Raw genomic sequence first — 26579 nt, 5'->3', positions numbered from 1 at the left:
ATTCAGTCGGTTTAGTTCCAGAGCCATCTGCACTTGCTATCTTAGGTCTTGGTCTTATTGGTCTAGGTTTACGTCGTAGAAAATTAGTTTAATAATTTAAACTCAAGTTTTTTGAAGCCCGCTATATGCGGGCTTTTTTGTGCACGCAATCAGATGCCGTTTTTAAACTATTCAATGCTTAATACTTGTTGAATCGTAACCAGTATTTATAGGTTTACAAATCCAACGAGGTATAACCCAAGCGTTTTTCGATTGCCTAATTGGGAAGCTACAATGTTGTTATAAGTTGATGAGGTAAATTCTGCAAAGTAAAACTAATTCATAAAAAGTGGAAAAATATCGCTGAACGTAAATCCAATAATCAATCAAACTTGAGCAGGGTTTTAGTCGTGTGCCTATTAGTTAAAGCTTCGCGAGGAAGTGGTGTATTGACCTTTCCTATTCTTAATATCCACTGTATTTCTTCAGATGTACCTAGATAATTTCTTTGTGTTTGTATCTGTTGTTCTAGCGTGTTTTGCAGCATTTTGGCTGCACTAGCTATATTTAAAGTTTTAAGGGGAATATTAAGCAGCTCAGCACTCATAGTTGAAGGTTGGAATACATATCCACCTTGGGAAAGAGTTAGCAAAACATGCATCATTTGTTTACAGGCTTTGGTTTTTTGTTCTCTGCTTAAATTAGAGTGATAAGTAAAGACAAGAAAGCTTTTACTGGATAACCATAACTTTCTTTGGAGGTACGTCATTAGAAACTTTGCACCACAATACTTAAGTACATTAAAAAGCCAATCGTAGCGCTGTATCGCTTTAATAAGTATAGCGTCGGATTTTTTTACGCCTAAGTTTCGCCAAGGCAACCCAGTAGGGCTTTGGGGATCAAAAGCTACTGCATCCATAATATCCTTGCCAAGCGGCTTAGAAAGCCAAATAGAGCTATCGCACTCAGCAAAAAAGTTTAACGTTTCTTTTGGTGCATTGGTAAATAATTTACAAGTGCTGTAAGTCAGAAGCTCATTTAGAGGAGCTATAGAAATGTCTATTGTTTCTGATCCAAGGTAGGATCTTCTGTCGGTAAACCGTTGTTTTAAAACACTGAATAGTGAAATGCTGTTTGTTTGATTGGGTTGTTTATTAACAGTCGCCAAACAAATACTAAGTTTATCTTCGTAGGGTGAGAAGTTTTCAAAATCAAATGCTAACTCGCAACTGTACAAGTATTCCTTAAGTGAAATCTCTAAGTATTCTAATAAACTACCAAGCGTTAGCAGAATAGTATAATCATCATATACAAAGGTATGTTTAGCTTGTTCAGCGATATAATCAATATGGAAGGTTTGTGTGGCAATGTTAAAGCGATATCTAAATGGCTGGCAGTTATCACCACTCATATAAAAGCGTGCAGTATCAATTACTTTGGTCGCTAATTGTTTGTCCATAATTTCTCCGCTAGTCAGACAATACGATCTTTTTGGCAATATGAAATTTGAGTTTTTGCCATAGGCCTCTATTCCCGAATGGACACCAAGTTTTTACCATTTTATTTTTATAGGCGTCAAAATGAATTCCGTATGGCGCAGCGATAACCTTGCCACGATTCAAAAGAATTTTTAATACATAAGTGCCAGCCATTCCCGCACAAAAATCAACAGACATGGGAGTAGAGGGGCCTTTTCTAGCTTTGAAGTCAGCTTTGGTTTCGTCTACTAAATATGAACGTTGTAACATGCTAGGAGATAATCCTATTAAAAACTGGATGAATTGTTCATCTTCGGTTTTAGCATCTTCAAAGCGAAAATATTCTTCATAGTTCATCTGGCCAGGTTGAAAACAAACAAAGGCAACACCCATCCCCAATGGTGCGGCAATTACAACAGGAATGCCTTTTTCATTACATTTACTTAAAACGGTTTTTCTAGCTTCTAAGGCGAAGAAATCAAGGCTATCGACATATATATCAACACCTTCTAAAAATGCATCGATGTTATGTTCAAACACACCCTCTGGAAACGTTGTAATTTTACTTTCTGGATTAATGTCTTTAGCCATTGATTCCATAACTGCGCACTTCTCTTTTCCGATTGTAGACATGAAGGCACCAGCTTGGCGATTAAAGTTATGCACTTCAAACTCGTCGAAGTCTGATATGTTAAAATTTGAAATTCCAAGTCTTGATAGCGTTAGAAGGTGTACGCCGCCAACACCACCACACCCCGCTATGGCGACTTTTTTGTTTCTAAGTAATTGTTGTTCTGAATCTGTTACCCAGCCAATATTTCTAGAGAACGCGTTTTCATAGTTAAAATGTGACATTTCTGGTACCTCCTTGCTAAAGCGGGATTATTTATCAAAAGCTGCCTGTACTATTTTTTTGAAGAGTGATTTAGGGATTTTCTGATATCTTTTAACATCACTTGAAAACCTGGGGTTAAGTTTTCCATTAATAGCGAAGGGTTAATGTAATAAGGTGCTCTTTTCCCATGGTAGTCAACCGCAGGGCCAATTTGTTCAAATTGAATGCCTATAAAGCTCATGCTTCTTGCCAATCTCGGCTCCATCATAACAAACGTATGTTTTATGTTGTTTTCGATTACAATAGATGCGGCAGATAGATATAAACCAACTGCAATAAATGGGAAACAACGTAATTCATTTTCTGAGTATATTTGCTGGTTAATGACACCTGTCGCAGCGCCTTTGAAATTATCTGTTTGTCTCTTTCTAAATTCTTTCGGAACGGCTAGTCTGGAAATTTCACAAATTTCATGGGGAGCAAAATCCTTGGGGTTGATTTTGTCCTTGGCAATTGATTCTGAACAATATTTTTGAAGTGGGAGTGAGTGCTGATTGGTTTCGGGCCTAACCACTCTCACCGTTCCTGAAAAGCGATTTGTTGGCCTATGCTGAATTAAACAATGGGTTGAGTAACTGTCAAAATCATCAACTTCTAATCCATCTCGTCCAGTGTCTAAAAAATTTAATTCATCACAGTATACGTCATTCCGTATTCGGTATGATTCGTTACAAAGTTCAGAAGTCTCGGCAATTAAAGGGTGCAAATACGTGGAAAAATGACGAGCAACGGTTTTGACTTCGCGATTTATTGCAAAATCCATCACTTTTTTAACTAGTGGACCAATTACTGGTTTGTTTGCGTATTTTTTTAAATTTTTCACGTTTTTTGACTCGCCACCATGTTTTCTTCTACTGCAATCACCTTAGAGACACTGTCTAACCTCTTGGGGATAAATTCTAGTGCCGTTTTATATCCTATTTCATACAATGCTTCTTTCTCTTGAAGTGTCATATTAAAATCAACAGGTGAAAGCTTCCCTGTATTCACGATTATAGTATTTTTCCAATATTGATCATGCACATACTCCCTAGACATAGCCGTCATAAAAGTTCTAATTAGCATCATCACATATTGCACTAGAGGTAACCAACTTTTTTTAAATGGCTTGTCTGTCACTTGGTCGCTTTTTAATCTAAAGCAAATGGCTGGGGTTCCATTGCCTGCCCAGTCGTTAAAAATAGCATCTTCTGAGAGGATCGCCCCATCCACCAAAATGTGATCTTTGTACGATTTAAAACTAAAAAATATGGGGATCGACATTGAGAATCGCACTGCCTTGGATATTTTGAGAGCTGGCGAGTTTTCTTTATTGAAAACTATGGGGCCCCCTCCATTTACATCGGTTGCTAAAATATGTAAATTTTTAGCTATATCTTTAAAAGTTTTACCTTCTAACTTTTCATCCATCCAACGTTCGAAAATGTCACCAGAACTAAGCCCTCCTTGCAATAAAAGTGTAATTAAACTGAATCCTCTGAATTGTTTGAAATTTGTCTCTATTGCTAAAGTTTTTATGTCATTAAGCGGCATCCCAGTGCAATATAACGCTGAAATTATCGAGCCACCCGAAACTCCAACTATGTGTTGAAAGTCGATATTAAGTGTATTTATCGCGTCCAATATTCCAATGTGGGCAGATAATTTGGTACCACCGCCGGAAAAAATTGGAACTATTTCACTCACTGGGCACTTCTCCTTACGTAACCTTTCAACCTTGAATATAGTTGGGCAACTCTTTTATTTTATTGCTCTTTATCGGATATATCTTTGATAAATCAAGCCTAAATATTCATGAATAGCTCTTTCACTTCTGTATAGACTAGCAGCATTCGGCAAACCGACAACTGGCATTACATTTATTCTACTAAAATGCTCGACTGGAATGGGAAGTACTTGAATATGCTTTTCTTCGAAGTAAAAAACAGCTCTGGGTAAATGACTAGCCGAAGTGACAAGGGAAATATGCCTCCCATTGAGTATGCTTGCTAATGCCTCCACTTCAGTTTCTGTATTGACCCCTTTAGGAATAATATATATGTCTTTGCTGTCTACCCCCATTTGCTCAAAAAAATATTTGTTGTGGCTTGCCTGAGAATTTTTGTCATGACTGCCTAATATATCTCCTGCTAGAAAAATAGGCATAGGGTGTTCACGGTACATCAGAGCTGCTTGCAAGTTTCGCTGCATTGAACAGTTAGGCCACCGTGATACAAAGGGGAGTTGGTCATCTTCAAAATAGTTGCATGCCAAAACTACAATCGCTTGGGTTTGGCGCCATTGCTGAGATTCAATAGGAACAACAGGATACTTTTCTTCAAGTTTTTTTATTAATAATACGCTTGGATACGTCAAGGAACATATCACTAGCCATAAAAGTGACAAAACAGAAAGGAAGCTAAAAAATAAGGGGATGAATTTGGTACGACTTAGTATTCTGAAAATCACAAAAAGTGTTAAAGAATGAACTAAAGGAGAGCTGAAAGTAGAAGCAATCGACGCCAACATCAGTGTCAGTACCTATGTTAGAAAATAGTATTTAAGTGCCGTAACTCTCACGCACCACAATTTATAGTAGTCTATTTGCTGTAAAATGAGTGATACCAAGTAACAAATTGACGAATTCCAGTAGCCAATTCGGTTTTTGGCGCATACCCCGTATCCTTGGTTAGCGCTGAAACATCTGCGTAAGTATCCGGTACATCTCCTGGTTGCATGGGTAACATTTTCTTGACTGCCTTTTTACCTAATGCATCCTCTAAGGTTTCAATAAATTTGAGCAGGTTAACTGGATTATGCGCGCCTATATTATAAATTTTCCAAGGCGCTTTACTGGAACTCGGATCAGGATTTTTTCCATCCCACTCTTTATTGCCTGCAGCTACGTTATCTAGTGAGAGAATAACGCCACTGACAATATCATCAATATACGTAAAATCTCTATGATGGTTTCCATAGTTGAACACTTCAATAGGTTTGCCATTTAGGATAGATTCTGTAAATTTAAATAACGCCATATCCGGTCGTCCCCAAGGGCCATAGACTGTAAAAAACCTAAGGCCGGTTGTAGGGAGTTGATAAAGGTGGCTATAGGTATGAGCCATTAATTCGTTAGCTTTTTTACTGGCAGCATAAAGTGATACCGGGTGATCAACATTGTCTGTTACAGTAAAGGGGGTTGATTCATTTGACCCATAAACAGAGCTTGACGATGCATAAACTAGGTGTTTTATTTTATTGTGTCGGCATCCTTCGAGTATGTTCATAAAGCCAACTAAGTTACTGTCAACGTAGGCATGTGGATTTTCTATTGAATAACGCACTCCTGCCTGGGCTGCAAGGTGCACTACTTGGTCGAAAGCAGACTCTGCAAACAGTTTTTCAGTTAATTGCCTGTCAGCCACATCCATTTTTATAAATGTAAAGTTATCTGACAGTGTATGCTCTGCAATGGTATTTAAACGCCCCTCTTTCAGTTTTACGTCGTAATAATCATTGATGTTGTCTATGCCGATTACGGTATCGCCACGTTCCAGTAATTGCTGTGTTACATGAAACCCAATAAAGCCAGCAGCCCCAGTTACTAATACCTTCATAAAACAAACCCTATGTAATCATTATTCAAATTTAATTGGAAGAGAACTTCAATATTTGTGATTATAACCAGATAAGTAATAATAAAAATATTTAATGTCTATGTTTATCAATAAGTTTTACTCGTTATGTACGCTGTTTGTAGGGCTATTTACTTATATTTCTGAAGCAAGTTGTCATTCAATTGTAGACGTAGTTGCCAAGGTAAAACCTTCAGTAGTGGGTGTTGGACTTTATGATGCAATGGGGGCACAAACCCATCAATTGCGCGGCAGTGGTTTCGTTTTTGGTGATGGCAGTTTTGTGGCCACCAATTATCATGTTATTTCAAAAGCACTGGACCCTCAAAAAGTTCAGTACCATATCGTCTTTTCGGGTACAGGACGAAAGCCACAAATTCATAAGGCTGAAATTATCGCTAAAGATCGCGAACATGATTTGGCCATCCTTAAACTTCCGACGACGTTAACGCCAGTCGAATTAGCTGCGCCAAACTATGTAGACGACGGTACAGAAGTTCTTTTAACCGGTTTTCCAATTGGAGCGGTACTTGGACTTTACCCCGCGACACATAGAGGTATTGTGGCCGCCACTACTCCGGATGTGATACCCACTGCACATTCGAGCCGGTTATCTATAAAAATGTTAGATAGGCTTGATAAAAAATTCATGATTTACCAATTAGATATAACAGCCTATCCAGGTAATAGTGGCAGTCCACTGTATGCCGCTGACAGTGGAGAAATAGTGGGTATTCTGAACAAGGTATTTGTGAAAGAATCCAAGGAAAGCGTGCTAGAAAAACCATCAGGTATTAGTTATGCGATACCTGTTAAATATCTATTAGAACTTGCTAAACTCAAAGGCATAACTGTAAAATAGTATTATATAAAATTTAGTGTCACTATTTTTTACAAAATCTGATTTATTTATATTATTTATTGTTAAATTTCAGTTGGTTAGATTCTGGCTTGAAATTTGCTTTCGTTATTTTATTCTTAAGTCTCATGAATTCGATGGGGACTTTAAAATTTAGGGCTTTTTAGGGGATACAGATGGACAATAACGAAGAGATGCAATCCGAACACGGAAGTCATAAAAAATCAAATTCTCGCAGAAAGATTTTAAAGCGCGCATCTGCAGGGGTAGTTTTAACGTCGTTGCCAGCTCAATCTGTGTGGGGAGCTGTATGTACTTTGTCTGGTGCGCAATCAGGAAACATGTCAGGTATTGAGCGTCATAAAGACTGTGATAAACCTGTATTATCTGGGGGACGTTCTCCAGGAAGTTGGAAAGTTTTGGCAGCAGGTCAGCTTGAAAATCCAGATAAATTACGTTCGATATTTATCAACTCTCCACAATCCAAGCAACAGGGTGACTACAGTAGTCATGATAAATTGATTCGTAATTGTTATATAAGCAAGATTAAGGAAGTCGCTGAGTTTAATAGCATGGTTCGGCCAGAAAACGTTAATGATCTCATAACAAGTGATTTTAAGAATGATTTGTATAGTGCACTTGGTTTAGGGGGGGGATACAAGCCAGGAGGTCTTGACTACAATATGGCTGCGGTATGGCTAAACGTTTATTTTGGATTGTACGACAATTCCGCATATCAACGTGGAGATGCCGATTCTGCTTCTGCGGTTGTTGAACAATTTCTTTCTTATCTTATGATTCAGCATAATTCCGGTTTAGGTGGAACGATAACCGACGATGATTATGGGTTTACCGGTGGTACTACTAACTTCACTATATCTGAATGTGATTATTTACCAGAACCGGATCCGACTGTGCCAGTAGAAGAACCTGATTGTGAAAAATACAAGAATGGTCGGAAGAAAGGGCAATGTAAGAATTGATTGACTCTCTTCAGAAGTTCGCAAAAAATCAGTGAACAAGTATCGCTTACATCCCAAGGCCTCAAATGCGGTCATGGATGATGAAAGCGGTATCGCTTTATATAGCGAATGTAGTGGTCGTTCAGCTTTCTTAAAAAATCAACATCAAAAACTAGCCATTGAGATGGTATCAAATAAATTACTCGACACCTTTTCAAGTATTGATATGCAAAGCTGGTTAAATATTGACAATGAGGAACTATATAAATTAGAAAATTGGTTAGTTGAAAATAAATTCATAGTCAAACACTCGTAATAGGAAATGCCATTGGTTGTTAATACTGGATTATATGCCTTCAACGTGACCTGTGCGTATCGACAAATCATCCCAACAATTGACTCTATATACGGAGATGCAACACCTCCTAAAACTCCAGCGGATTTTGAAATCAAAGTCGCGTCGCCTTCTTTTGCAAGACGTTTTTTCCGGCCTCAAGTCTCTTTTTATTGTGATCAGCACAGCCCTTTTAAACCATTACCTTTAGCGCAGGCTTACGCATTACTAGAGTGGGGAATGAATTGGTGTATTGCCACCCATGATCATACTCAGTTATTAATCCATGCAGCAGTGTTGGTCAAAAACAATCAAGCTATCATATTTCCAGCTGTTCCTGGATCAGGGAAAAGTACCCTTACAGCCTTTATGGCTATGTCTGGATGGTCTCTATACTCTGATGAAATGGCCATAATTAATTTAGATTCTGGTTTAGTTTCGCCTTTATATCGTCCGATATGCTTAAAGAATGACTCCATTGATTTGGTAAAAGAGTGGTTTCCTGACTCCATTTTTACGTCTACGTGGAAAGATACTCATAAAGGAGATGTTGCGCACCTTAAAGCGTCAAGTTGGAAAGAATATATTCAATGTAAACCTACCGAGATTGTGGCGATTGTATTTCCTAAATTTGTAGCAAATAGCGAACTAAAGATTTATTCACTAAATCAATTGCAAGCATTCGAAACTCTCAGTAAGAATGCTTTTAATTATGGCGTGCTCGGAAATTTAGGCTTCAATGTTATTGATAAAATTATCAAGCGGGCTGCATTGTTTGAGATTGAATTTGGAAAGTTAGGTGAAGTAGAAGCTTTTTTGTTAGAAGACATTATTGAATGAGCCAATTCACGAATCAACAACTAGCTAATTTCTTAACTAAACCAGAGAGTGCAATTGACCTCCCTCTAGAGCTATGGGCCAAGTTAATTTTAATTTTTCGAGAAAGTAAACTCCTTGCTAGCTTCTATCATGTATCGAAAGCTAAAAAATGTTATGAACTTTACCCTAAATATGCCCGAAAGCATCTATATGCCGCGTTTATTCATGCCCAAAGGCAGAATGCACAGGTCTTATTTGAAAGTGAAAACGTTCGAGTTTTGCTTGCTAAAATCGATGTGGAACCTATTTTTTTGAAAGGTGCCAACTACATTCTACGCGAAAGTGAAAATAGCCGTGGAAGAATTGTTTCAGATATCGATGTTTTAGTGAAAAAGGAAGATCTTGATAAAGTTGAGTGGACACTTAAATCTGCACTTTGGCAGTCTGAAAAACTATCAGATTATGATGAGAAGTATTACCGAAAATGGGCGCACGAAATTCCCCCTTTATTTCATTTGCTCCGTGAAACTGTGCTAGATGTTCATCATAATTTTTATTTGCCTGTAAGTGGACGTTCACCAAATGTTGCTCTATTGGTTTCTAATGTAGAGACTTCAAAAAGTGGCTGTTTGGTGTTAGGCAACGCAGAAAGTGTTTTACACAGTATTATTCATTTATTTATGAACGAAGACTTCACCAATGCGTTTAGAGACTTATTTGATATACATTTGTTAATCAAGCAATATGAAAGTTACGATTTCTGGAAAAATCTCGAAGTTTTGGCAGAAAAAACCAAGTTTCAAAAGGAGCTTTACTATTGTCTGATTTTATTAATGAAAATATTTGGTTCACAAGAACCACCAATTCTTGCTAACTTAAATTTACGTTACAAAACGTTGAGAAGAGATTTCTTCATCAATACAATACTGTTTAACAGTTTAACGCCAAAGCACAGCCTACTTAATAATTACTTAAATAGTACATCTAGATTTCTTATCTTTATTCGAGGCCATTGGCTTAAAATGCCCATCCATATATTGATTGCCCATTTAGCTATAAAATCTTACAAGGGTACTCTGGAGTTTTTCTTTGGAAAGTATTTTTTAGATGAGAAATAAAATTTGGAGACTACTGATGTTGTAGCCACACAACTGTTATTTCGGTGTTGCGAGGCTACCTTAGAGTTTTAATTGAACACTAGTTTTTTATTTTCTGCTCTCTTCGCATGGCATGTAGCAACGGCTCAGTATAACCACTAGGTTGTTCCTTTCCTTTGAATATCAGTTGTTTAGCAGCTTGATAGGCGATAGAAGATTCGGTATTAGGTGTCATAGCAACATATTCACTATCGTCGGCGTTTTGGTTGTCGACTAATTTGGCCATGGTTTGCATTGATTGCTCAACTTGCTCTTTTGATACCACTTCATGCATTAACCAGTTTGCGATATGTTGACTCGATATTCTCAGAGTGGCTCTATCTTCCATTAAACCGACGTTATTAATGTCAGGTACTTTTGAGCAACCTATTCCCTGATTTATCCATCTTACAACATAACCTAGAATGCCCTGTACGTTATTATCCAGTTCTCGTTGAATTAGCTCAGGTGATAATTTTTCATCGTTGAGTAGCGGGATATCTAACATTTTTTCAAGCAAATTATCCTCTTGGATAGCCATCTTGGAGCGGATGTCAAAAACATTTTCTTGGTGGTAATGCAAAGCATGTAACGTTGCTGCGGTAGGTGAGGGCACCCAAGCAGTATTTGCTCCAGAGCGAACATGGGATATTTTCGCCTGTATCATCTCAGCCATATGGTCTGGTATAGGCCACATGCCTTTACCTATTTGTGCCTTACCCGACAAACCAGCGTTGATTCCAGTTACTACATTGGATTGTTCATAAGCGTTCAACCATGGTCTGGTTTTGATTGTAGCTTTGGTGGCGAATGCCCCGAGGTGCATTGATGTATGTATTTCGTCGCCAGTGCGGTCTAAGAAACCTGTATTAATGAATACCACTCTATCTTTTGCTGCTTTTATACAGGCTTTTAGATTCAGACTAGTGCGTCTTTCTTCATCCATTAAACCTATTTTAAGGCTATGTTCGGGTAAATCTAGAACCGCTTCTATTTTGCTAAATAGTAAACTGGCATAAGCAACTTCTTCAGGGCCGTGCATTTTAGGCTTAACAATATAAATACTGCCAGCTTGGCTATTTTTAAAAGCGCCGTTATCAAGCAAGTCATGTTTAGCAATTAAACTGGTGACTAGTGCATCCATAATGCCTTCATAAATAGGTTTGTCATCAAATAAAATGGCACCGGTTGTCATTAAGTGCCCAACGTTGCGGATAAACATTAAACTTCTTCCCAGGAGGCTGAACGATTCTCCGGTTGATGATTGATAGTGTCTGTCTTGGTTCAAGGTTCGAGTGATTGCTTTGTTACCATTACTGATGATGGCAGCTAAATCGCCTTTTATTAGGCCTAACCAATTTTTATAGACTAAGGTTTTGTCGTCTGCATCGACTGCAGCAACAGAGTCTTCACAATCCATAATAGTAGTCAGCGCTGACTCTAAAAATATATCTTTGATGTTCGCGGTGTCTTGTTGTCCAATTACACTGTGCTGGTCAAATTGAATTTCAACGTGGATATTATTATGCTTAATAAGAATGCAAATTGGCTGTTCGTGCGAGCCCTGAAATCCAACAAATTGCTGCGGGGTTTTTAAGCCAACTTTTGTATCGTTAGCTAAAGTGACCGTCAATACGCCCTCATTAATAGCGTAGTCTTTACTGTTGCTATGACTGCCCACTTCTAGTGGCGCAATGATGTCTAACCACTTTCTAGCATAGTCTATTACTTTTTGTCCTCTAGTCGCATCATAGCCTTTGCTAGTCGCACTTTGAGATTGCTCAATAATATCAGAGCCATAAACAGCGTCGTATAGACTGCCCCATCTAGCATTGGCTGCATTTAAGGCGAATCTAGCATTGTTTATAGGTACAACTAACTGTGGACCGGCCATGGTGGCAATTTCAGGATCTACATTGTGGGTGTTGATTTCAAAGTCTTCTGGCGGCGCTTGCAAATAACCAATTTCGTGTAAAAACGTTTTGTATTCTTGAACATCGAGCGTTTCTTTTGAGCGGCAATATTCATCTATTTGTTGTTGTAGGTGCTCTCTGTTTTGTAACAAGCCTTGATTAATTGACATCAGTTCCGGAAGCGCGTCGGCAAATTTATCCCAAAGCTCTTCTGCTGACACCTGTACCCCAGGTAAAACATCTTGGGTAATAAACTGATCTAGTTGTTTGGCAACTTTTAATCTGCCCTTTTGAACGTACTGAACTTGCATAAATCGCTCTCTGGTAATTCTCAATGAGACAATTTTACTCTTTCAGTATTATATCTATTAATTTATGTTGATTATTCCTTTCATTCACAAAAGAAATGATGGGGTTTAAGTTGTTAATTCTGTTCCTACTTCTGTAATTAGTCGTCTTAACCAAATATGACCAGCATCATGTTGAAGTAGGGCGCTCCACGCCATTTTTAGGGCAATAGGTGGAATATCAAAAGGAGGTACTACTATTTCAAGCCCAGGATCGTCACTATACATATTGGCTGCTTTGGTGGGTAAGGTCGCAATTAAGTTTTGAGCCTTAGCCAATTGTAAAGCGACATGGTAGTGACGAGTAAACACTCTAATATCTCGTTTCTTTCCAATTTTAGTTAACTCTGCATCTACCCACCCTAGTTTTTGAACTTCATTGGGGTCGATGCCAACGCCTACACCAAAACCGGTTTTACTGACCCAAATATGTTTGTGGTTCAGGTACTGCTCTAAATTAAAGTTTTTTACGATTGGATTGCTACTATTCACAACACAAGAAAATGTGTCATACCAAACGACCTTTTGGTGAAACGACAAAGGTAATTCTTCAAAACGGTTGATGGCCATATCTACTTTACCTTGTTCGACATCATGAAATGTCACATCACTTGGCGTTATCAAATCAAGGGTGATATTTGGCGCTTGTTTATTTAATCTTCCGATCACTTCCAATAACAAAGTCGATTCTGCGTAATCACTCGCCATGATCCTAAAAGTGCGTTCACTTTTAAGTGGGTTAAAATCAGTATCGGGTTGAATAGTCGTTTCGAGTTTTGATAGTACGTCTCGGATAATAGGTTTTAACTCTAAGGCTCTTTTAGTAGGTGTCATTCCGTCACTGGTGCGCACTAAAAGAGGATCTTTAAACAAGTCTCGCAATCTTCTTAAACCATTACTCATAGCAGGTTGTGTAATACTCAATTGGTTCGCGGCTTTTGTTACGCTGCCTTCTCTTAGCAATACATCTAAATAAACCAATAGGTTTAAATCCACTTTGGCAATATTCATTATTATTATCTCGCACTAATATTTAATATGTTTTTAGAATGTTATCAGTATTTTAAATCTTTTCCATAACTTAAATAATACTTATAAAACAGTTGGTTATTGAAAATTTTGGGAGGGGGAATAATTAGATTTTGTTATTTGGTTGCAAATGTCATTAGTTTCTTGAATGATATTGATAGCTCACAGCGTATTGCTGAAAGCTATCAATTAATGATTACTTACTTGCTACTAGGCAGCATCGAACTGATTCATTGTATTGTCTTCACCTGACGCTTTAAGCGCTTGATCCCCAGAGAAGTATTCTTTATGGTCATCTCCCATATTAGATCCCGCCATAGCTTGGTGTTTAACACATGCTAGACCTTCTCTAATTTCTTTACGTTGTACACCCTTAACGTAGGCCAACATTCCTTCATCACCGAAGTAGCCCTTAGCTAGGTTATCTGTAGACAGAGCTGCTGTGTGGTAAGTTGGTAAAGTAATAAGGTGATGGAAAATTCCAGCTTCTCTGGCCGCATCAGCTTGGAAAGTCTTGATTTTTTCATCTGCTTCTAGAGCTAATTCAGAGTCATCATAATTCACTGACATTAGGTCATCCCTAACATAGTTGCTGGTGTCTTTACCGGCTTCTGTCCAAGCATCAAATATTTGCTGGCGGAAGTTTAAGGTCCAATTGAAAGAAGGTGAATTGTTATACACCAATTTAGCGTTAGGGATCTCATTTCTAATTGCTCGCACCATGTCACCAATTTGCCCAACATGGGGTTTTTCTGTTTCTATCCACAATAGATCTGCACCGTTTTGTAAAGAGGTAATACAGTCAAGTACCACGCGGTCGAACCCAGTGTTTTCTTTAAATTTATACAAGCCGTTAGGTAAACGCACCGGTTTTACTAACTTACCATTTTGTTTAAGCACAGAATCGCCGTCTGCGAGCTCGTCAATTGAGGTTACATCGCTAACATCAAGAAAGGCATTGTATTGTGCGGCCAAATCACCAGAGCTCTGTGAAACAGGGATTTTCTGAGTTAAACCAGCACCAAGAGAGTCGGTACGAGCAACTATGACTCCGTCATCCACACCTAATTCTAAAAAGGCGTAACGCACAGCGTTAATTTTTGCTAAAAAGTCTTCATGTGGCACGGTCACTTTACCATCTTGGTGTCCGCATTGTTTTGCATCAGATACTTGGTTTTCTATTTGAATACAGCAAGCTCCGGCTTCAATCAATTTTTTTGCAAGTAAATAAGTGGCTTCTTCGTTCCCAAATCCAGCATCAATATCAGCAATAATGGGCACTACATGTGTTTCATAGTTATCAATTGAAGCTTGGATTTCTTTAGTATCTTGACCTTGTTGTTTGGCTTCATCTAATTCTCTAAATAGATCACCAAGCTCTCGAGCGTCTGCTTGGCGCAAGAACGTGTAAAGCTCTTCTATTAATGCTGCAACTGTTGTTTTCTCATGCATAGATTGGTCAGGAAGCGGGCCAAACTCTGAACGTAAAGCGGCTACCATCCACCCAGATAAGTACAAGTAACTCTTATCTGTTGTGCCTTGATGTTTTTTAACTGACAACATTTTTTGTTGACCAATAAATCCATGCCAACAACCTAATGATTGGGTATATTGGCTTGCGTCTGCATCATATTCTTGCATGTCTTTACGCATGATAGCTGCGGTGTATTTTGCAATATCTAATCCCGTTTTAAAGCGATTTTGTGCTTTCATGCGGGCAGCATAATCTGGGTCGATCGCGTTCCAAGTACCAGATTTAGTAGATTTTAGTTCTGCAATCTGTTTAACATCGTTTTGATATTGTGACATTTGAATATTCCTATAACAGTAAGGGAAAAAATAAAACAACCGATAACTTGTGGTGGGTTGCTGTTGTTAATCATCCTATATAGGAAATTTTCATATTAATAATCTATATAAAGTATTTTCATCATCATTATTGTGAATATAGGCCTCAGTAACTAAAGTGTTTATTAGGAAATACTTTTTTCAAGTGTCTTATATTGATATTGTGGGTAGGTGTACTATTACCAGTTTTATAATATTGAATAATTCATCCAGAGAGCTTGCATGTCAGAGTTAATGTCTTCAGTTGATCAGCGTACTAAACTAGTCGGTGAAAATAGACTTGAGTTACTCATGTTCAAAATGGGTACTAGGCACACATTTGCATTGAATGTATTCAAGATCAGAGAAGTCATAACTATACCTTTCATGAATCAAATTCCAGGTTCTCACGCCAACCTTAAAGGAGTCACTAACTATAGGGGGGCGTCCATACCCGTAATTGATCTGCGGGCTGCGATTAAAATGCGCGCTAAAGAAGGGGAGTATGATGCAGCCAATGTGATCATTACTGAATACAATAGAAGTGTACAAGGATTCTTAATCGGAGAAGTGATACGTATTATCAATACTTCATGGAGTGATATTCAGCCTCCACCTTCTTCTGCCGGCAAAAATAACTACTTAACTGCTATTACACAGATTGATATTAACGGTACTATCGAACTTGTTGAAATCATTGATGTAGAAAAAGTGTTGTCGGAAATTGTGGAATATGACACTAGCATCTCTGAAGATGTGTTGGACAAAGAGGTCGCAGTTCATCTCAAAGGCAAGAAAGTACTGATAGTGGATGACTCCTCTACGGCGCGTTGGCAAATGCGAGAGACTCTCAACCAGTTGGGTCTTGAAATTATTGAACAAAATGATGGACTGAAAGCCTTGAACCTTTTAAAGGGATGGGCGGATGAAGGCAAAATTGTTACCGACGAAATCTTGATGATGTTTACCGATGCAGAGATGCCTGAAATGGATGGTTATCGCCTGACATCGGAGGTTAGGCAAGATCCTCGAATGAATAATCTATTTATCGCATTAAATACTTCATTAAGTGGCAGTTTTAATGATGCTATGGTAGAAAAAGTTGGCTGTGACCGATTTATTTCTAAGTTCCAACCCGACTTGTTAGTCGATGTTGTACAGCAGAGGATGCGAGAGTTATTAAACTCAGAAAGTTAATTTTTATTGTAATAAAATGGGTTACCTTCACTTTTTGTTCATACGTATAATTTACACTTAATTTCTTCTTAATATCTAACATTTAATTCCGCAGAATTTTATTTTACTTTTTCATCAACGGAGACCCGATGAAGCAAATAACGACACTATTATTAGCCGTGTTATCACACTCTGTAGTCGCTGCTAATACACCTAAAAATATTATCATGATGGTTGGTGATGGCATGGGCCCAGCATATACTACCGCCTATCGTATGTATGCAGACGACCCAAGTACACCTGAAGTGGAACAAACTGTTTTTGACAGGTTGTTGGTTGGTATGGCTAGTACACATCCCGACAAGGACTCAGGCTTTGTTACAGACTCTGCGGCAGGAGCGACAGCTTTGTCAGCTGGAGTGAAAACTTATAATGGTGCGATTGGTGTTGATGCTAATAAAAAACCTGTTCAAACGGTTTTAGAGTTTGCCAAAATGAAAGGGCTCAAAACAGGTATTGCTGTGACTTCACAGATCAATCACGCTACGCCTGCCAGTTTTGGTGCACACAATGAAAGCCGTCAAAATTATGATCAAATCGCCGACAGTTATTTTGATGAAAAAGCTGACGGGAAATTTGTGTTTGATGTGATGTTAGGGGGCGGATGGAAATATTTTATTCGGGAAGATCGCAATTTAGTTGAACAATTTAAGTCAGCTGGATATCAATATATCGATAAGATATCGCAACTAAACACGGTATCAACAGGTAAGCCTTTGTTAGGGTTGTTTGCGGATTCAGGTATGTCTTGGGCGCTAGACAGCATTAATAAAATGCGTCTACCGGCTCTAACCAAGGCAGCTATCCGTCAGCTAGAAAATGATCAAGGGTATTTTTTACTTATAGAAGCAAGCCAAATCGATTGGGCAGGTCACAGCAATGATATTGGCTCAGCTATGGCGGAAATGCATGATCTTGCAGTGACATTAGAATGGTTGGAATATTACATTGCAGGTAACCCTGACACACTGATGGTACTTACCGCTGACCACAGTACCGGAGGACTGACTATAGGTGCTAATGGTAATTATAGTTGGAACCCGAAATGGTTGAGAAATCTAAAAGTGTCACCCACTGAAATAGCTAAACAATTAGTGTTAGAAAAAAACAAAGGGACAGTCGCTTCTGATTTATTGGGATTTGAACTCACAAATGAAGAAGTAACCAGTTTAAACGTTATTGATTCAAATGAACCAAAACCCTTTTACAAGGCTATTTCTAAAATCTTAGACGAGCGCTCAGATACTGGTTGGACTACTTCTGGTCACACCGGAGTTGATGTTCAGATATTTGCAAAGGGAAAGGCCAGTGAGCGTTTTAACGGTCATTTGGACAATACACAAATCGCACAAACTTTGTTTGAGTTGCTGGGTAAGAAATAAAAGCTATTTTATGTCTGGTAGGTTTAATGAATACTCTGGGCTGGTTATTAGTACCAGCCAATGTGCTGTTAATTTAGTCAACCCCATTCTCATCAGGTTAACCTAAAATCATCGTTCCTGCATCGATATATGCAGCAGTACTCTGATTTTATTACCGAGTTAGCATGTTGTTTAAATATCTGCTAAAAAGTGTTCTAAATCTTCGCCGGTTAGTTTTTTGATTTGCGAAAAAATGTACCACAACGCTGTAATCAACATCAGCATACTGGGGATGACGATCACTGGATAACTCAACGCTGTCATCCTACCTAATTCTTCAGTATATGCTGTTGTGCCAGGTGGGCTCACCAATATTACCTTAGCTAAAATGTAATTGAGTGCTGCAGACAAGAAAAATGACGCGGCGACAATATAAGAGCTGATTGCCATTTTTTTCTCAAATTCATTGCTTTTCCCAGAGTTTTTTAGTGATTGATTGAGATTATCCCAATTAATTATCTGTTCACTCAAAACGAATACTTTCAACAATGGTTTACTGGTTTTCTGAGTAAACAGCACCGCAATACCTATAATTGCTGGGATAGTGGCTTCTTTGATTGCAATGTATTCGGCGGGGAGTTCTAACAAGCTGATACCGCCAGTTAAGAAAACACTAACAATTCCCAATACTGAAAAAGGATTGATTTTGGATGTTTGTTTAAGATCCCAAATACCAAAACCTATAGGGAAAATAAGTGCTGCAACAATACTCCACGCAGGCCCTAAATATTCATCACCGCTGAGGTTTGTGAGAATTAGTACAGGAATTATGATGTTGAACGCTAGGTTACCTAACAAGCCCGATTGTTTTTTTGGTTTTGAATCTGACATTAATTTTCCGTTATCTTAGATGTAAAATTGCTTAAGGGTATTATATTCGTATTAATCTTCTAGGGTGAAGGTTTTGCCCACAATTTTGCACCGGCTAAGCCAACAATAAAACCAAAAAGGTGAGATTCCCAAGAAACAAAGGGAGTTGAGGGTAAAACGCCTAGAATTAAGCCGCCGTAGAAAAATGCCACTAAAATAGAAATAATCATGAGTTTAAATTTACCGCTTAAAAACCCCGCCAACACAAGGTAACCAAAATAACCGTAAATAACGCCACTTGCACCAATATGTGTGGCTGGGCGACCAAATAGCCAAACCAACAATCCGGTTATAACAACTATCCATAAGGTTATTTGCATGAATCGTTTTAAGCCATATTGCAGCAATAGAAAACTAAATATGCACAATGGAATAATATTCGAAAAATAGTGCTGTAAACTGCCATGTAAAAACGGGCCTAAAATTATGCCTCTAAGTCCAGGGACGTAACGAGGAATATTTCCTAAATGATTCAGGACTCTTCCCGAAAGAAAATTAATTATTTCTATGGCAGTGATCACCAAAAATATCACTAATACTAAGCGAATCTGTTGTTTGGTTGTTGACGCTTTGTTTGTTGCTTGAATCATCTAAATTAAACTGTGATATAAAATATTAGAGAATAGTGTGGCTTATACATTCAGCAAATGTCATGTCAAATTGTCACAAAATAATATGTGGCAAATAGCGAGACATATCTTGAGTGATAGGAGATGAGTCTTCCCGCAATGAAATCCCCGCGGCTCGATCATCCACTAACCATGATCCGATTAAGGTATGATTATTTCCAAATTGTGGCAGCGGATGGTAAGCCTGATAAATAAAGCCTTCTTCGCCGTAGGGACCATCAGCGTGTAACACGGTTTTACCTTTATCAATCACGCTAATATTGGCACCTTCTCGAGAAAAAATAGGTTTCTTAACTAGCTTGGTTTCTTTAGCTTGGCTTAATTCATCTTCAAAATAAGCAGCCAATAAATTCGGATGATTAGGAAATAGTTTCCAAAGCATAGGCATCAAGGCTTTGTTAGATAAAATCGACTTCCAGATAGGCTCAAGCCAATTCACTTGAGCATTTTTAATTGACTGACCAAATTCTTCCCTTTGCATAAATTCCCACGGATAAAGCTTAAACAAAGTTTCAATTTTATGGTCTTGCAAATCACTAAAACTACCACATTCAGCTAGGCCAATATCTTCTATAAATACAAAGTCACTTTGTAACCCCGACTCCTTAGCGCAGTCTTGTAAATACTGCACTGTGCCGCGGTCTTCATCGGTATCTTGGCAACACGCAAAATGCATCTGGTCAATATCGTAGTGTTTGGCAATAGCGGCTAACCTGTGTACGAGTTTTTCTTGTAGCGAGTTAAACTGATCTGCTTGCTTAGCTATTTTTCCTTCATTGACCTGTTCTTCTAGCCATAACCATTGCCAGAATCCTGATTCATATAAAGAGGTGGGAGTATCAGCATTATTTTCGTATAACTTCGCAGGTCCTTTACCGTGATAAGCAAAGTCTAAACGGGAATAAAGACTGGGGTCTTGCTTATGCCAAGAGTCCGCTATTTGTTGCCAAAACAGTTCTGGGATTTGAAATTTTTCTAGTAACTCCTGCGAGTTAACAACTTTGTCTACTACCTCTAAACACATTTGCTGAATTTCTTCAGTGGGTGCCTCAAGGTCGTTTTCAATTTGTTCCAGAGAAAATTGATAATAAGCCGATTCGTCCCAATAAGCTTCACCATACATGGTATGGAATTTAAAGCCGAATTCTTCGGCTTTTCTTTTCCAATTGGCTCGTTCAGGTATAGCTACTCTTAACATAAATGGCGAGCTATAAAACGTCTAAAACAGGGGTTAACCACCCCAACCACCTTTTTTAGAACTACTGCCCCAACTTGATTTAGCTCTTACGCTGCTACCAAAACCGCCTCGACTCATGGTTTTAGTCACAGTAGGTTTAGGCTTTAGAGCTTTTTCATTCACTCGCATATTCCGGGTACGTTGATCACCAAAATCGTAACCATCGGCGCCAATCCATCGATTACGATACGGTGAATACCGAGAATACGAAGTGAACATAGGTTGCGAGTAATATCCTCGAGGCGACATAATATTACTTAACATGTAGCCCGCCATAAATGGCATGAAGAAAGAACCTGAATCCCGTTGTACAACTCTACATTGGTTGTTACCGAACTCCGATTCACAATCACTTTGAGTGTTGTATTTGGGTCCAGTTCGTTCCGCTTCTAGTAACGCTTCTTCGTAGGCGGTTTTGCATTGTTCTGCAAACTCTGGATTCGCATTGGTACACTCATCTACACTTGTAAATACCGTCGCTTCTTGCTCGTCGCCACAAGCCGAAAGAAAGATTGCGGCAACGCCTAGTGCTAAAGGTTTAACACTAAAGCTTTTGCGCATATTGCTCAGATTGATCGACTTTGAACGCTTAATTTTATGGGATTGCATCGGGCTCTCCTAATAACTCATACAAGCAGCGTTAAGCAGCCCAACAGAAATAGAAACTGCCGCTAAAATTGTCCCTGCAGATATTTCATTTTTGTCAATTCTATCAGCAATTTTTGGCATAAAGGTAAAACGCAATAAGGCAAAAGCGAGAGACTGCGCTATTATCGCCACTACCCCCCAGACTACAAAATCAATCAAAAATTCTGAATTAGCCACTGCTCCGGCTAGGGCAATACTAAAACCTATCATGGCTCCACCAAACCCTATAGCAGCCGCTTGGTTTTTGTGAACCTTGACCAATGCCCATTCGTCGTGAGGGGTCACAAAGGCGTACACCACTTTAAACACAAATAACAACAAGATTGAAACTGCAAAATACAGTGCAAAGTTTCCTAAGCCTGATATTGAATTTAATACTGCGTCCATTATTTTTCCTTTTTACTAGGTTGTATTTAATTACGTAAATAATAAAAATTAATCGTTAGCCATTAATCGTAATATCTGCCTGGCCAATATTAAAGCCTGTACTGATCACTAAGCAACGGTCAAAATTATTATTCACTAGTTTTTCTTCAGCCGTCACTAATAATGTCTCAGTTTCCTCACCCTCAAGTTGACGTTCATATAACATCACAAACTGATCGGTTTCGCTGGTATCGCCATCTTGTTCATAAGTTTTTTCTGTCATAGCCACGGGAGGTGATTCGTCACCAACTGCATCCCATACTCGCTGATATTCAGCATCTTCAAGTTGATAGGTCGGTTTGGATATACCTGACGCAATGGTTTGTTTCCATTGAGAGTCGGTGCCTATGGTTTTAGTTTCGTAGAAGTACCATAGCTTTACATCTGTAATGTGATTTTCGGTATCGCCACCATCTAATATTACTTGTAAAAAGGCATCGTCGTCTGTGTAAAAGCGTAGTATTTTTCCGCCGGTATCTAAATTTACTTCACCTACCGCTTGGATCAGGTGTTGGCTCGCGGCTTCTTCAATCATTAACTCGGGTTCAATTAAACGCAGTTTAAGCGGGTCGAGTTCAAATGAACCTCCCAAGTACAATCCCATAATCTCGGGGGCTTTTGGTGTTGTCTGAGTTTCTTTTTTACCAAATAATTTACTGAACATTTGCGCGCCTATTTAATTATCTACAAAATCATCCCATTGAAATCTGATTATGCGTTCATCCGCGATATAAAAAATCTTGTCACCGGGGGAGAGCATTAAATCTAAATCTGGATTCACTTGAATATTTAACTTGTCGTCTGCTTTGACCATACCTATCAAAGTAGCGCGATATTTACGTTTAAGAGTTTCAAAAATACTTTCAATTTTTAATGGTGGAATATGTGCGGGAATGCTGACTGAGTATTGCGCCTGTCCATGATTGATATCTAAAAGATCATGATGTAACAAACTTGAGCCGGGATCAAACGCTGACTTAGCTAACATTTCAACAGCAACACTTGGGGTACATTCAACATTCGGGCAGTGTTTTTGCAATAATCCCACTAAGCTCTCGTCATTAAAATAGGCCACCATTTGTGCATTTGGATTACGCTGGCTGCAATATAACGCCGTAGTCATTGTAAGGTCATCTTCTGGGTTATCCATCAACACGACACTTGCTTTGTCCACGCAAGCTCTGTCCATATCTGAGTCGTTACTAAAGGTAGTGACTTTGACAAATTCAATTTGGCCAGGCAAAGGATTACTGATGTCTGCCCTTACACACAGCACTATAGCGGGATCGTTTTCAAATGATGTACGTTCTCGAATTAATAATTCCAATAAGCGAATCGTGCGATGGCCATTCCAACCCAGCACAAGAATGTGATCTTCAATATTTAAACTTTTCAAACCTCTTGCTCCTTTTTGCCACTGATTCGATACCCAACTCGCAATACGCCCTAAAACAAGGGCAAAAATACTCAGACCTAAAGGGATAATGTAAAAGGATACTAAGTATTTACCGGCAGTTGTACTAGGTGATAAATCACCGTAACCAACGGTTGAACCTGTAACGACTAACCAATAAATAAAATCAGCTGAATTTGTTAAGGAATCTTCACCAGCTAGGGTTAATAAAATCCAACTCGTCAATCCATAAAAAAGAAGCGCCAGTACAATACTGTACCAGCGCATCTCGGCAAACACTCGACTCAACATCTTGCGTATTTTTATAAACATCATTTGCCTTATTTCACTTCACAAGCCAACGAATTATTTGCCTAGTATTCGACTAAGTTCGTCATCTGCAGATGCACTACCACCTGCTATACCTGCTTCGGCTAAACGTTTGCTTAAGTCATCACTCGACTCTTCAGTTGCAAGTTCTTCTGCAGCTTGCAATTCAGCGTTACGTAAGTTTTGTTTGTCTTGGATTCTTGACAAAGATTCGGTCGCTGTTTTCATCTTGCTATTTGCACCTAAATGTCGAGATGACACCGCTACCTGAGCCTTTTGTACGGACTCAGTGGCCTTTACCATATCAACTTGTTGCTCTAATCGCTTCAAGTTTGATTTGGCTTGGCTGATGTTCGCAGCAAGTTGTTTTTCTGACTGCTTAAACTGGTCAAGGTATTTTTGCTCAGCTTCTTGTTCAGCACGCAAATCGCCAACTTTTTGAGCACAATCCAAGGCTAACTGACGATCTGTATCCACTGCCTTACGCGCATGAGCTTCATATTGCTCAATTGACGCTTGTAAACTGTCTACTTTTTGCTGAGCAAGTTTACATTTGGCTAAAATCTGAGTTCTAGCGTGATCAGACTTACGTAATTCGTCTTTGGCTTCACGAATTTCTTGCTCAAGAATACGAATTGCCTGACTATCGGCTACAGACTGTGCTGCTTCAGTTGCGCCGCCTTTTACTGCCGTGATTAATTTTCTCCAAACTGACATATTAACTCTCCTCGATTACTACAAGTGATCTTGATAAGCATCTAAAAATGCTTCTACATTTTGAAACAGAGTGGCTAATTCAATCGTAACGCTCTCAGCTTTCGACTGAGAACTTAGCGAACCAAACGCCGTGTAATACTCTTCACCAGCGACTTGCGATATCCCTACAGTTGTTAATGGGAATAGCATGTGGGTTTTTAAAATTTCTTCGTTCAATAGCGCGCAATCTTTGACTTCGTTCTTGGCAAACAATAATGATTCAACCAAAATCTGTTCACCACTAATGGCTAACCAGGCGTCTATTCCATCGGTATTTGCGACTAATAAACAATTTTCTTCTTTAGTGACAACCAAATCTTGATTGTCTGATAAAAGGGTCTCAAGTTGGTTAAGATCCCAAGTCATGGCTACTCTCCTGTAAGGCTAATGACTAATGTGTAATTCAAAGATGATAGCCATCGTTGATATTACGTGTCACAGTTTAGTCAGTTTAAAGTTAATATGTCAAATTATATTTTCAATATTTGATATTTATATGTTTTAAATGTAAATTATAGTTCACGTTTGGTTATTTGGTAAAAGCTAATATTATGTCCAGAAATAATGATAGAACAACTGACACTACGGTACCATCGCTAGCGGCCGATTGGCGACAACTGGTTCAGCGTTTGCTAAAGGCCGAAATGTCGAAACGCGGTACTAAGTATCAAGACCTCAGCGACAGACTATCTAATATAGGCATACATCAAAGCGCAGACAACCTAAGAAATAAAGTCAACAAGGGTATAATGGGGGCAGATTTGTTGTTACAAATCATGTACGTGCTAAATATGCGTAAGATAGAGCGAGATGAAATTATTGAAATTTTTACCGATTTAGGCAGCCCTTTGGAATAAAGAGATATTCAAAGTTTCTTTTGAAGTTGAAATAAGTTTCATCAAATTAGAAATTGATTTGCCAATACAAATACGAAAACTGTCAGTACTTCCCTATAAACACTTGTAAATCGCAACAGTACGGTTGCGGTGTTTTAAGTTTGAAGCAAAAAAAAGCCCAGTGCATTAAGCTAATGCACTGAGCGAACAACAGTTTGGGAGAAAACGTCAATAATCTAACTGTGGCTTCATGATAATTCAGTGGAATTTATGTGCAATATAATTAGGGTATGCATACTTGATTGCAGGTATTAAAAAAGATACGTAAAATGCCGAGCAAATAATGTTGAGACTACTATGAAACTATCCGACTTCCATTTCGATCTGCCAGAAAATCTAATCGCCCGTTATCCTACTCAGAAGCGTAGTAGCAGCCGTTTGATGCACCTCAACGGTGGAAACGGTGTGGTTTCACACAAAAAATTCGCTGAAATAGTCGACTTAATTGAGCAAGGTGATTTGCTTATTTTCAATAACACCCGAGTCATTCCCGCAAGGTTACTAGGCCAAAAAGAGTCCGGTGGAAAAGTCGAAGTCTTAATTGAAAGGGTATTAGATGAACATCGTGTATTAGCGCATGTTCGAGCTAGTAAGTCTCCTAAAGTTGACAGTAAACTAATCTTAGAAGGCTCTGTAGAAGTACAGATGGTGGCCCGACAAGGTGCCTTATTTGAGTTGAAGTTTTTGAGTGAAGAGCCAGTGTTAAGTTTGCTAGAGCAATTTGGTCATATGCCTTTGCCACCTTACATTGATAGACCTGATGAGGACTCAGATAAGGAGCGGTATCAAACTGTTTATAACCGCGTTCCAGGTGCTGTTGCTGCGCCTACCGCTGGATTGCATTTTGATGACGAGATTTTGCAAAAACTTAAAGACAAAGGTGTACAGTCGGCATTTGTCACTCTGCATGTTGGCGCAGGTACCTTTCAACCGGTTCGTGTAGATAATATTCTTGAACATCAAATGCATTCAGAGTACGCGGAGGTGTCGCAACATGTGGTAGAGGCTATTTTGGCCACTAAAGCTGCTGGCAAGCGAGTCATCGCCGTGGGTACGACATCGGTTCGTTCAATCGAGTCTGCAGCCCAAGCGTCGTTAAAGGCTGGCACACAATTAAGCCCTTTCTTCTCAGATACGGATATTTTTATCTACCCCGGCTACGAATTCCAATTAGTTGACGCCATGTTAACTAACTTTCATTTATCGGAATCTACATTGTTAATGTTAGTCAGCGCGTTTTGTGGCAAAGCAAATATCGAAAATGCATATCAACAAGCCATAGAACAACAATATCGATTTTTTAGCTACGGTGATGCAATGTTTTTGGAGAAGCAAAATAATTAATGTATTTATTCGATTTGGTCGCAACATTTGACAGTAAATTTCAATAAGAATACGTCTAAGGATTAGATCGAATATAAAAGTGTCACGTATTGATAGATTCATAAAACATCGATAACAAAGTTGTAAACTAGCAGATAGGTCCGCGCGCACCTTTTCAGTTCCGATATTTTCGGAATGTTATGGTAATTTATGTCAGTAATT

General features: G+C 38.7%; 28 protein-coding genes. 10 read left to right on the top strand and 18 right to left on the bottom strand.

Annotated features, from left to right (window positions below; genetic code table 11):
- The coding region (locus tag ABJK37_RS06410; protein WP_348351267.1) for a PEP-CTERM sorting domain-containing protein at nt 1–92 on the top strand (92 nt) is incomplete at its 5' end.
- Between the two features lie 269 nt (nt 93–361).
- Here ABJK37_RS06410 and ABJK37_RS06405 read toward each other — a convergent pair.
- The 6 genes from ABJK37_RS06405 to ABJK37_RS06380 all read right to left on the bottom strand — a co-directional run bounded on the left by ABJK37_RS06405 (nt 362) and on the right by ABJK37_RS06380 (nt 5948).
- The gene (locus ABJK37_RS06405) at nt 362–1438 is read right to left on the bottom strand and encodes a hypothetical protein (protein WP_348351257.1); all 1077 of its coding nucleotides are present in this window, start codon (nt 1436–1438) and stop codon (nt 362–364) included.
- Nucleotides 1439–1448: 10 nt separating this feature from the next.
- Complete coding sequence (locus tag ABJK37_RS06400; protein WP_348351255.1) at nt 1449–2312, bottom strand: ThiF family adenylyltransferase; 864 nt, start codon at nt 2310–2312, stop codon at nt 1449–1451.
- Nucleotides 2313–2362: 50 nt separating this feature from the next.
- Nucleotides 2363–3175 (bottom strand): PEP-CTERM/exosortase system-associated acyltransferase, encoded by an 813-nt coding sequence (locus ABJK37_RS06395; protein ID WP_348351253.1) that lies wholly within the window; start codon nt 3173–3175, stop codon nt 2363–2365.
- Nucleotides 3172–4038 (bottom strand): patatin-like phospholipase family protein, encoded by an 867-nt coding sequence (locus tag ABJK37_RS06390; RefSeq protein WP_348351252.1) that lies wholly within the window; start codon nt 4036–4038, stop codon nt 3172–3174. The genes ABJK37_RS06395 and ABJK37_RS06390 overlap by 4 nt, the downstream gene beginning before the upstream one ends.
- A 69-nt stretch (nt 4039–4107) precedes the next feature.
- On the bottom strand, nt 4108–4707 hold the full coding sequence (locus ABJK37_RS06385; protein WP_348351250.1) for a YdcF family protein: 600 nt from the start codon (nt 4705–4707) through the stop codon (nt 4108–4110).
- Nucleotides 4708–4931: 224 nt separating this feature from the next.
- On the bottom strand, nt 4932–5948 hold the full coding sequence (locus tag ABJK37_RS06380; protein ID WP_348351248.1) for an NAD-dependent epimerase: 1017 nt from the start codon (nt 5946–5948) through the stop codon (nt 4932–4934).
- A 94-nt stretch (nt 5949–6042) separates the two neighbouring features.
- Between ABJK37_RS06380 and ABJK37_RS06375 the strand changes: the two genes are divergently transcribed.
- The 5 genes from ABJK37_RS06375 to ABJK37_RS06355 all read left to right on the top strand — a co-directional run bounded on the left by ABJK37_RS06375 (nt 6043) and on the right by ABJK37_RS06355 (nt 10058).
- Nucleotides 6043–6828: a serine protease gene (locus ABJK37_RS06375; protein ID WP_348351246.1), complete on the top strand. Its 786-nt coding sequence runs from the start codon at nt 6043–6045 to the stop codon at nt 6826–6828.
- Nucleotides 6829–7001: 173 nt separating this feature from the next.
- A complete protein-coding gene (locus ABJK37_RS06370) occupies nt 7002–7808 on the top strand; it encodes a hypothetical protein (RefSeq protein ID WP_348351244.1) in 807 nt (268 codons plus the stop codon).
- Between the two features lie 31 nt (nt 7809–7839).
- Nucleotides 7840–8103: a hypothetical protein gene (locus ABJK37_RS06365; protein WP_348351242.1), complete on the top strand. Its 264-nt coding sequence runs from the start codon at nt 7840–7842 to the stop codon at nt 8101–8103.
- 12 nt (nt 8104–8115) lie between these two features.
- A complete protein-coding gene (locus ABJK37_RS06360; RefSeq protein ID WP_348351240.1) occupies nt 8116–8961 on the top strand; it encodes an HprK-related kinase A in 846 nt (281 codons plus the stop codon).
- On the top strand, nt 8958–10058 hold the full coding sequence (locus ABJK37_RS06355) for a nucleotidyltransferase family protein (RefSeq protein ID WP_348351238.1): 1101 nt from the start codon (nt 8958–8960) through the stop codon (nt 10056–10058). Before ABJK37_RS06360 ends, ABJK37_RS06355 begins: the two co-directional genes overlap by 4 nt.
- Nucleotides 10059–10137: 79 nt before the next feature.
- Here the strand turns inward: ABJK37_RS06355 and ABJK37_RS06350 are convergent, their stop codons facing one another.
- From ABJK37_RS06350 to ABJK37_RS06340, 3 genes are all read right to left on the bottom strand, one after another.
- Nucleotides 10138–12300 carry a malate synthase G gene (locus ABJK37_RS06350; protein WP_348351236.1) on the bottom strand — a complete coding sequence of 721 codons (2163 nt, stop codon included), beginning with the start codon at nt 12298–12300 and terminating at the stop codon, nt 10138–10140.
- A 105-nt stretch (nt 12301–12405) separates the two neighbouring features.
- Entirely contained in the window at nt 12406–13347 is a 942-nt protein-coding gene (locus ABJK37_RS06345) for a LysR family transcriptional regulator (RefSeq protein ID WP_348351234.1), read from the bottom strand.
- A 228-nt stretch (nt 13348–13575) separates the two neighbouring features.
- Nucleotides 13576–15174: an isocitrate lyase gene (locus ABJK37_RS06340; RefSeq protein ID WP_348351232.1), complete on the bottom strand. Its 1599-nt coding sequence runs from the start codon at nt 15172–15174 to the stop codon at nt 13576–13578.
- A gap of 261 nt (nt 15175–15435) precedes the next feature.
- Between ABJK37_RS06340 and ABJK37_RS06335 the strand changes: the two genes are divergently transcribed.
- Together ABJK37_RS06335 and ABJK37_RS06330 are read left to right on the top strand one after the other, a co-directional pair.
- Nucleotides 15436–16389 (top strand): chemotaxis protein CheV, encoded by a 954-nt coding sequence (locus tag ABJK37_RS06335; protein WP_348351230.1) that lies wholly within the window; start codon nt 15436–15438, stop codon nt 16387–16389.
- Between the two features lie 128 nt (nt 16390–16517).
- Nucleotides 16518–17810: an alkaline phosphatase gene (locus ABJK37_RS06330; RefSeq protein WP_348351228.1), complete on the top strand. Its 1293-nt coding sequence runs from the start codon at nt 16518–16520 to the stop codon at nt 17808–17810.
- A gap of 171 nt (nt 17811–17981) precedes the next feature.
- On the opposite strand, the gene ABJK37_RS06325 is transcribed toward ABJK37_RS06330, so the two are convergent.
- From ABJK37_RS06325 to ABJK37_RS06285, 9 genes are all read right to left on the bottom strand, one after another.
- On the bottom strand, nt 17982–18680 hold the full coding sequence (locus ABJK37_RS06325) for a VC0807 family protein (RefSeq protein ID WP_348351226.1): 699 nt from the start codon (nt 18678–18680) through the stop codon (nt 17982–17984).
- 59 nt (nt 18681–18739) lie between these two features.
- A complete protein-coding gene (locus tag ABJK37_RS06320; protein ID WP_348351224.1) occupies nt 18740–19309 on the bottom strand; it encodes a rhomboid family intramembrane serine protease in 570 nt (189 codons plus the stop codon).
- Between the two features lie 73 nt (nt 19310–19382).
- Nucleotides 19383–20546: a glutathionylspermidine synthase family protein gene (locus ABJK37_RS06315; protein WP_348351222.1), complete on the bottom strand. Its 1164-nt coding sequence runs from the start codon at nt 20544–20546 to the stop codon at nt 19383–19385.
- A 33-nt stretch (nt 20547–20579) separates the two neighbouring features.
- A complete protein-coding gene (locus ABJK37_RS06310; protein WP_348351220.1) occupies nt 20580–21194 on the bottom strand; it encodes a DUF1190 family protein in 615 nt (204 codons plus the stop codon).
- A gap of 9 nt (nt 21195–21203) precedes the next feature.
- Nucleotides 21204–21620, bottom strand: a complete 417-nt coding sequence (locus ABJK37_RS06305; RefSeq protein WP_348351218.1) for a DUF350 domain-containing protein — start codon at nt 21618–21620, stop codon at nt 21204–21206.
- Between the two features lie 55 nt (nt 21621–21675).
- Nucleotides 21676–22323, bottom strand: a complete 648-nt coding sequence (locus ABJK37_RS06300) for a YjfK family protein (protein ID WP_348351216.1) — start codon at nt 22321–22323, stop codon at nt 21676–21678.
- A 12-nt stretch (nt 22324–22335) separates the two neighbouring features.
- Complete coding sequence (locus tag ABJK37_RS06295) at nt 22336–23385, bottom strand: potassium channel family protein (RefSeq protein ID WP_348351265.1); 1050 nt, start codon at nt 23383–23385, stop codon at nt 22336–22338.
- 33 nt (nt 23386–23418) lie between these two features.
- Nucleotides 23419–24099 carry a PspA/IM30 family protein gene (locus ABJK37_RS06290; RefSeq protein WP_348351214.1) on the bottom strand — a complete coding sequence of 227 codons (681 nt, stop codon included), beginning with the start codon at nt 24097–24099 and terminating at the stop codon, nt 23419–23421.
- 18 nt (nt 24100–24117) lie between these two features.
- Nucleotides 24118–24504, bottom strand: a complete 387-nt coding sequence (locus tag ABJK37_RS06285) for a YjfI family protein (protein WP_348351212.1) — start codon at nt 24502–24504, stop codon at nt 24118–24120.
- A 185-nt stretch (nt 24505–24689) separates the two neighbouring features.
- Here ABJK37_RS06285 and ABJK37_RS06280 point away from each other — a divergent pair, with 185 nt between their 5' ends.
- Both ABJK37_RS06280 and queA read left to right on the top strand, forming a co-directional pair.
- Complete coding sequence (locus tag ABJK37_RS06280) at nt 24690–24995, top strand: DUF6471 domain-containing protein (RefSeq protein WP_348351210.1); 306 nt, start codon at nt 24690–24692, stop codon at nt 24993–24995.
- Nucleotides 24996–25331: 336 nt separating this feature from the next.
- Entirely contained in the window at nt 25332–26378 is a 1047-nt protein-coding gene (gene queA, locus ABJK37_RS06275) for a tRNA preQ1(34) S-adenosylmethionine ribosyltransferase-isomerase QueA (RefSeq protein ID WP_348351208.1), read from the top strand.
- Nucleotides 26379–26579: the final 201 nt, after the last annotated feature.

The organism is Paraglaciecola sp. (genome assembly GCF_039964565.1).
Taxonomy (GTDB): Bacteria; Pseudomonadota; Gammaproteobacteria; order Enterobacterales; family Alteromonadaceae; genus Paraglaciecola.
Note: the sequence above shows the minus strand (reverse complement) of the source record. Positions and strands in the feature narration are given on the sequence as shown.

Bases quoted from the DNA above. Each gene is read 5' to 3' on its own strand.
- ABJK37_RS06405 (WP_348351257.1), bottom strand. From the start codon at position 1,438: ATGGACAAACAATTAGCGACCAAAGTAATTGATACTGCACGCTTTTAT.
- ABJK37_RS06400 (WP_348351255.1), bottom strand. From the start codon at position 2,312: ATGTCACATTTTAACTATGAAAACGCGTTCTCTAGAAATATTGGCTGG.
- ABJK37_RS06380 (WP_348351248.1), bottom strand. From the start codon at position 5,948: ATGAAGGTATTAGTAACTGGGGCTGCTGGCTTTATTGGGTTTCATGTA.
- ABJK37_RS06375 (WP_348351246.1), top strand. From the start codon at position 6,043: ATGTCTATGTTTATCAATAAGTTTTACTCGTTATGTACGCTGTTTGTA.
- ABJK37_RS06370 (WP_348351244.1), top strand. From the start codon at position 7,002: ATGGACAATAACGAAGAGATGCAATCCGAACACGGAAGTCATAAAAAA.
- ABJK37_RS06355 (WP_348351238.1), top strand. From the start codon at position 8,958: ATGAGCCAATTCACGAATCAACAACTAGCTAATTTCTTAACTAAACCA.
- ABJK37_RS06350 (WP_348351236.1), bottom strand. From the start codon at position 12,300: ATGCAAGTTCAGTACGTTCAAAAGGGCAGATTAAAAGTTGCCAAACAA.
- ABJK37_RS06345 (WP_348351234.1), bottom strand. From the start codon at position 13,347: ATGAATATTGCCAAAGTGGATTTAAACCTATTGGTTTATTTAGATGTA.
- ABJK37_RS06340 (WP_348351232.1), bottom strand. From the start codon at position 15,174: ATGTCACAATATCAAAACGATGTTAAACAGATTGCAGAACTAAAATCT.
- ABJK37_RS06335 (WP_348351230.1), top strand. From the start codon at position 15,436: ATGTCAGAGTTAATGTCTTCAGTTGATCAGCGTACTAAACTAGTCGGT.
- ABJK37_RS06330 (WP_348351228.1), top strand. From the start codon at position 16,518: ATGAAGCAAATAACGACACTATTATTAGCCGTGTTATCACACTCTGTA.
- ABJK37_RS06325 (WP_348351226.1), bottom strand. From the start codon at position 18,680: ATGTCAGATTCAAAACCAAAAAAACAATCGGGCTTGTTAGGTAACCTA.
- ABJK37_RS06320 (WP_348351224.1), bottom strand. From the start codon at position 19,309: ATGATTCAAGCAACAAACAAAGCGTCAACAACCAAACAACAGATTCGC.
- ABJK37_RS06315 (WP_348351222.1), bottom strand. From the start codon at position 20,546: ATGTTAAGAGTAGCTATACCTGAACGAGCCAATTGGAAAAGAAAAGCC.
- ABJK37_RS06310 (WP_348351220.1), bottom strand. From the start codon at position 21,194: ATGCAATCCCATAAAATTAAGCGTTCAAAGTCGATCAATCTGAGCAAT.
- ABJK37_RS06305 (WP_348351218.1), bottom strand. From the start codon at position 21,620: ATGGACGCAGTATTAAATTCAATATCAGGCTTAGGAAACTTTGCACTG.
- ABJK37_RS06300 (WP_348351216.1), bottom strand. From the start codon at position 22,323: ATGTTCAGTAAATTATTTGGTAAAAAAGAAACTCAGACAACACCAAAA.
- ABJK37_RS06295 (WP_348351265.1), bottom strand. From the start codon at position 23,385: ATGTTTATAAAAATACGCAAGATGTTGAGTCGAGTGTTTGCCGAGATG.
- ABJK37_RS06290 (WP_348351214.1), bottom strand. From the start codon at position 24,099: ATGTCAGTTTGGAGAAAATTAATCACGGCAGTAAAAGGCGGCGCAACT.
- ABJK37_RS06285 (WP_348351212.1), bottom strand. From the start codon at position 24,504: ATGACTTGGGATCTTAACCAACTTGAGACCCTTTTATCAGACAATCAA.
- ABJK37_RS06280 (WP_348351210.1), top strand. From the start codon at position 24,690: ATGTCCAGAAATAATGATAGAACAACTGACACTACGGTACCATCGCTA.
- queA (WP_348351208.1), top strand. From the start codon at position 25,332: ATGAAACTATCCGACTTCCATTTCGATCTGCCAGAAAATCTAATCGCC.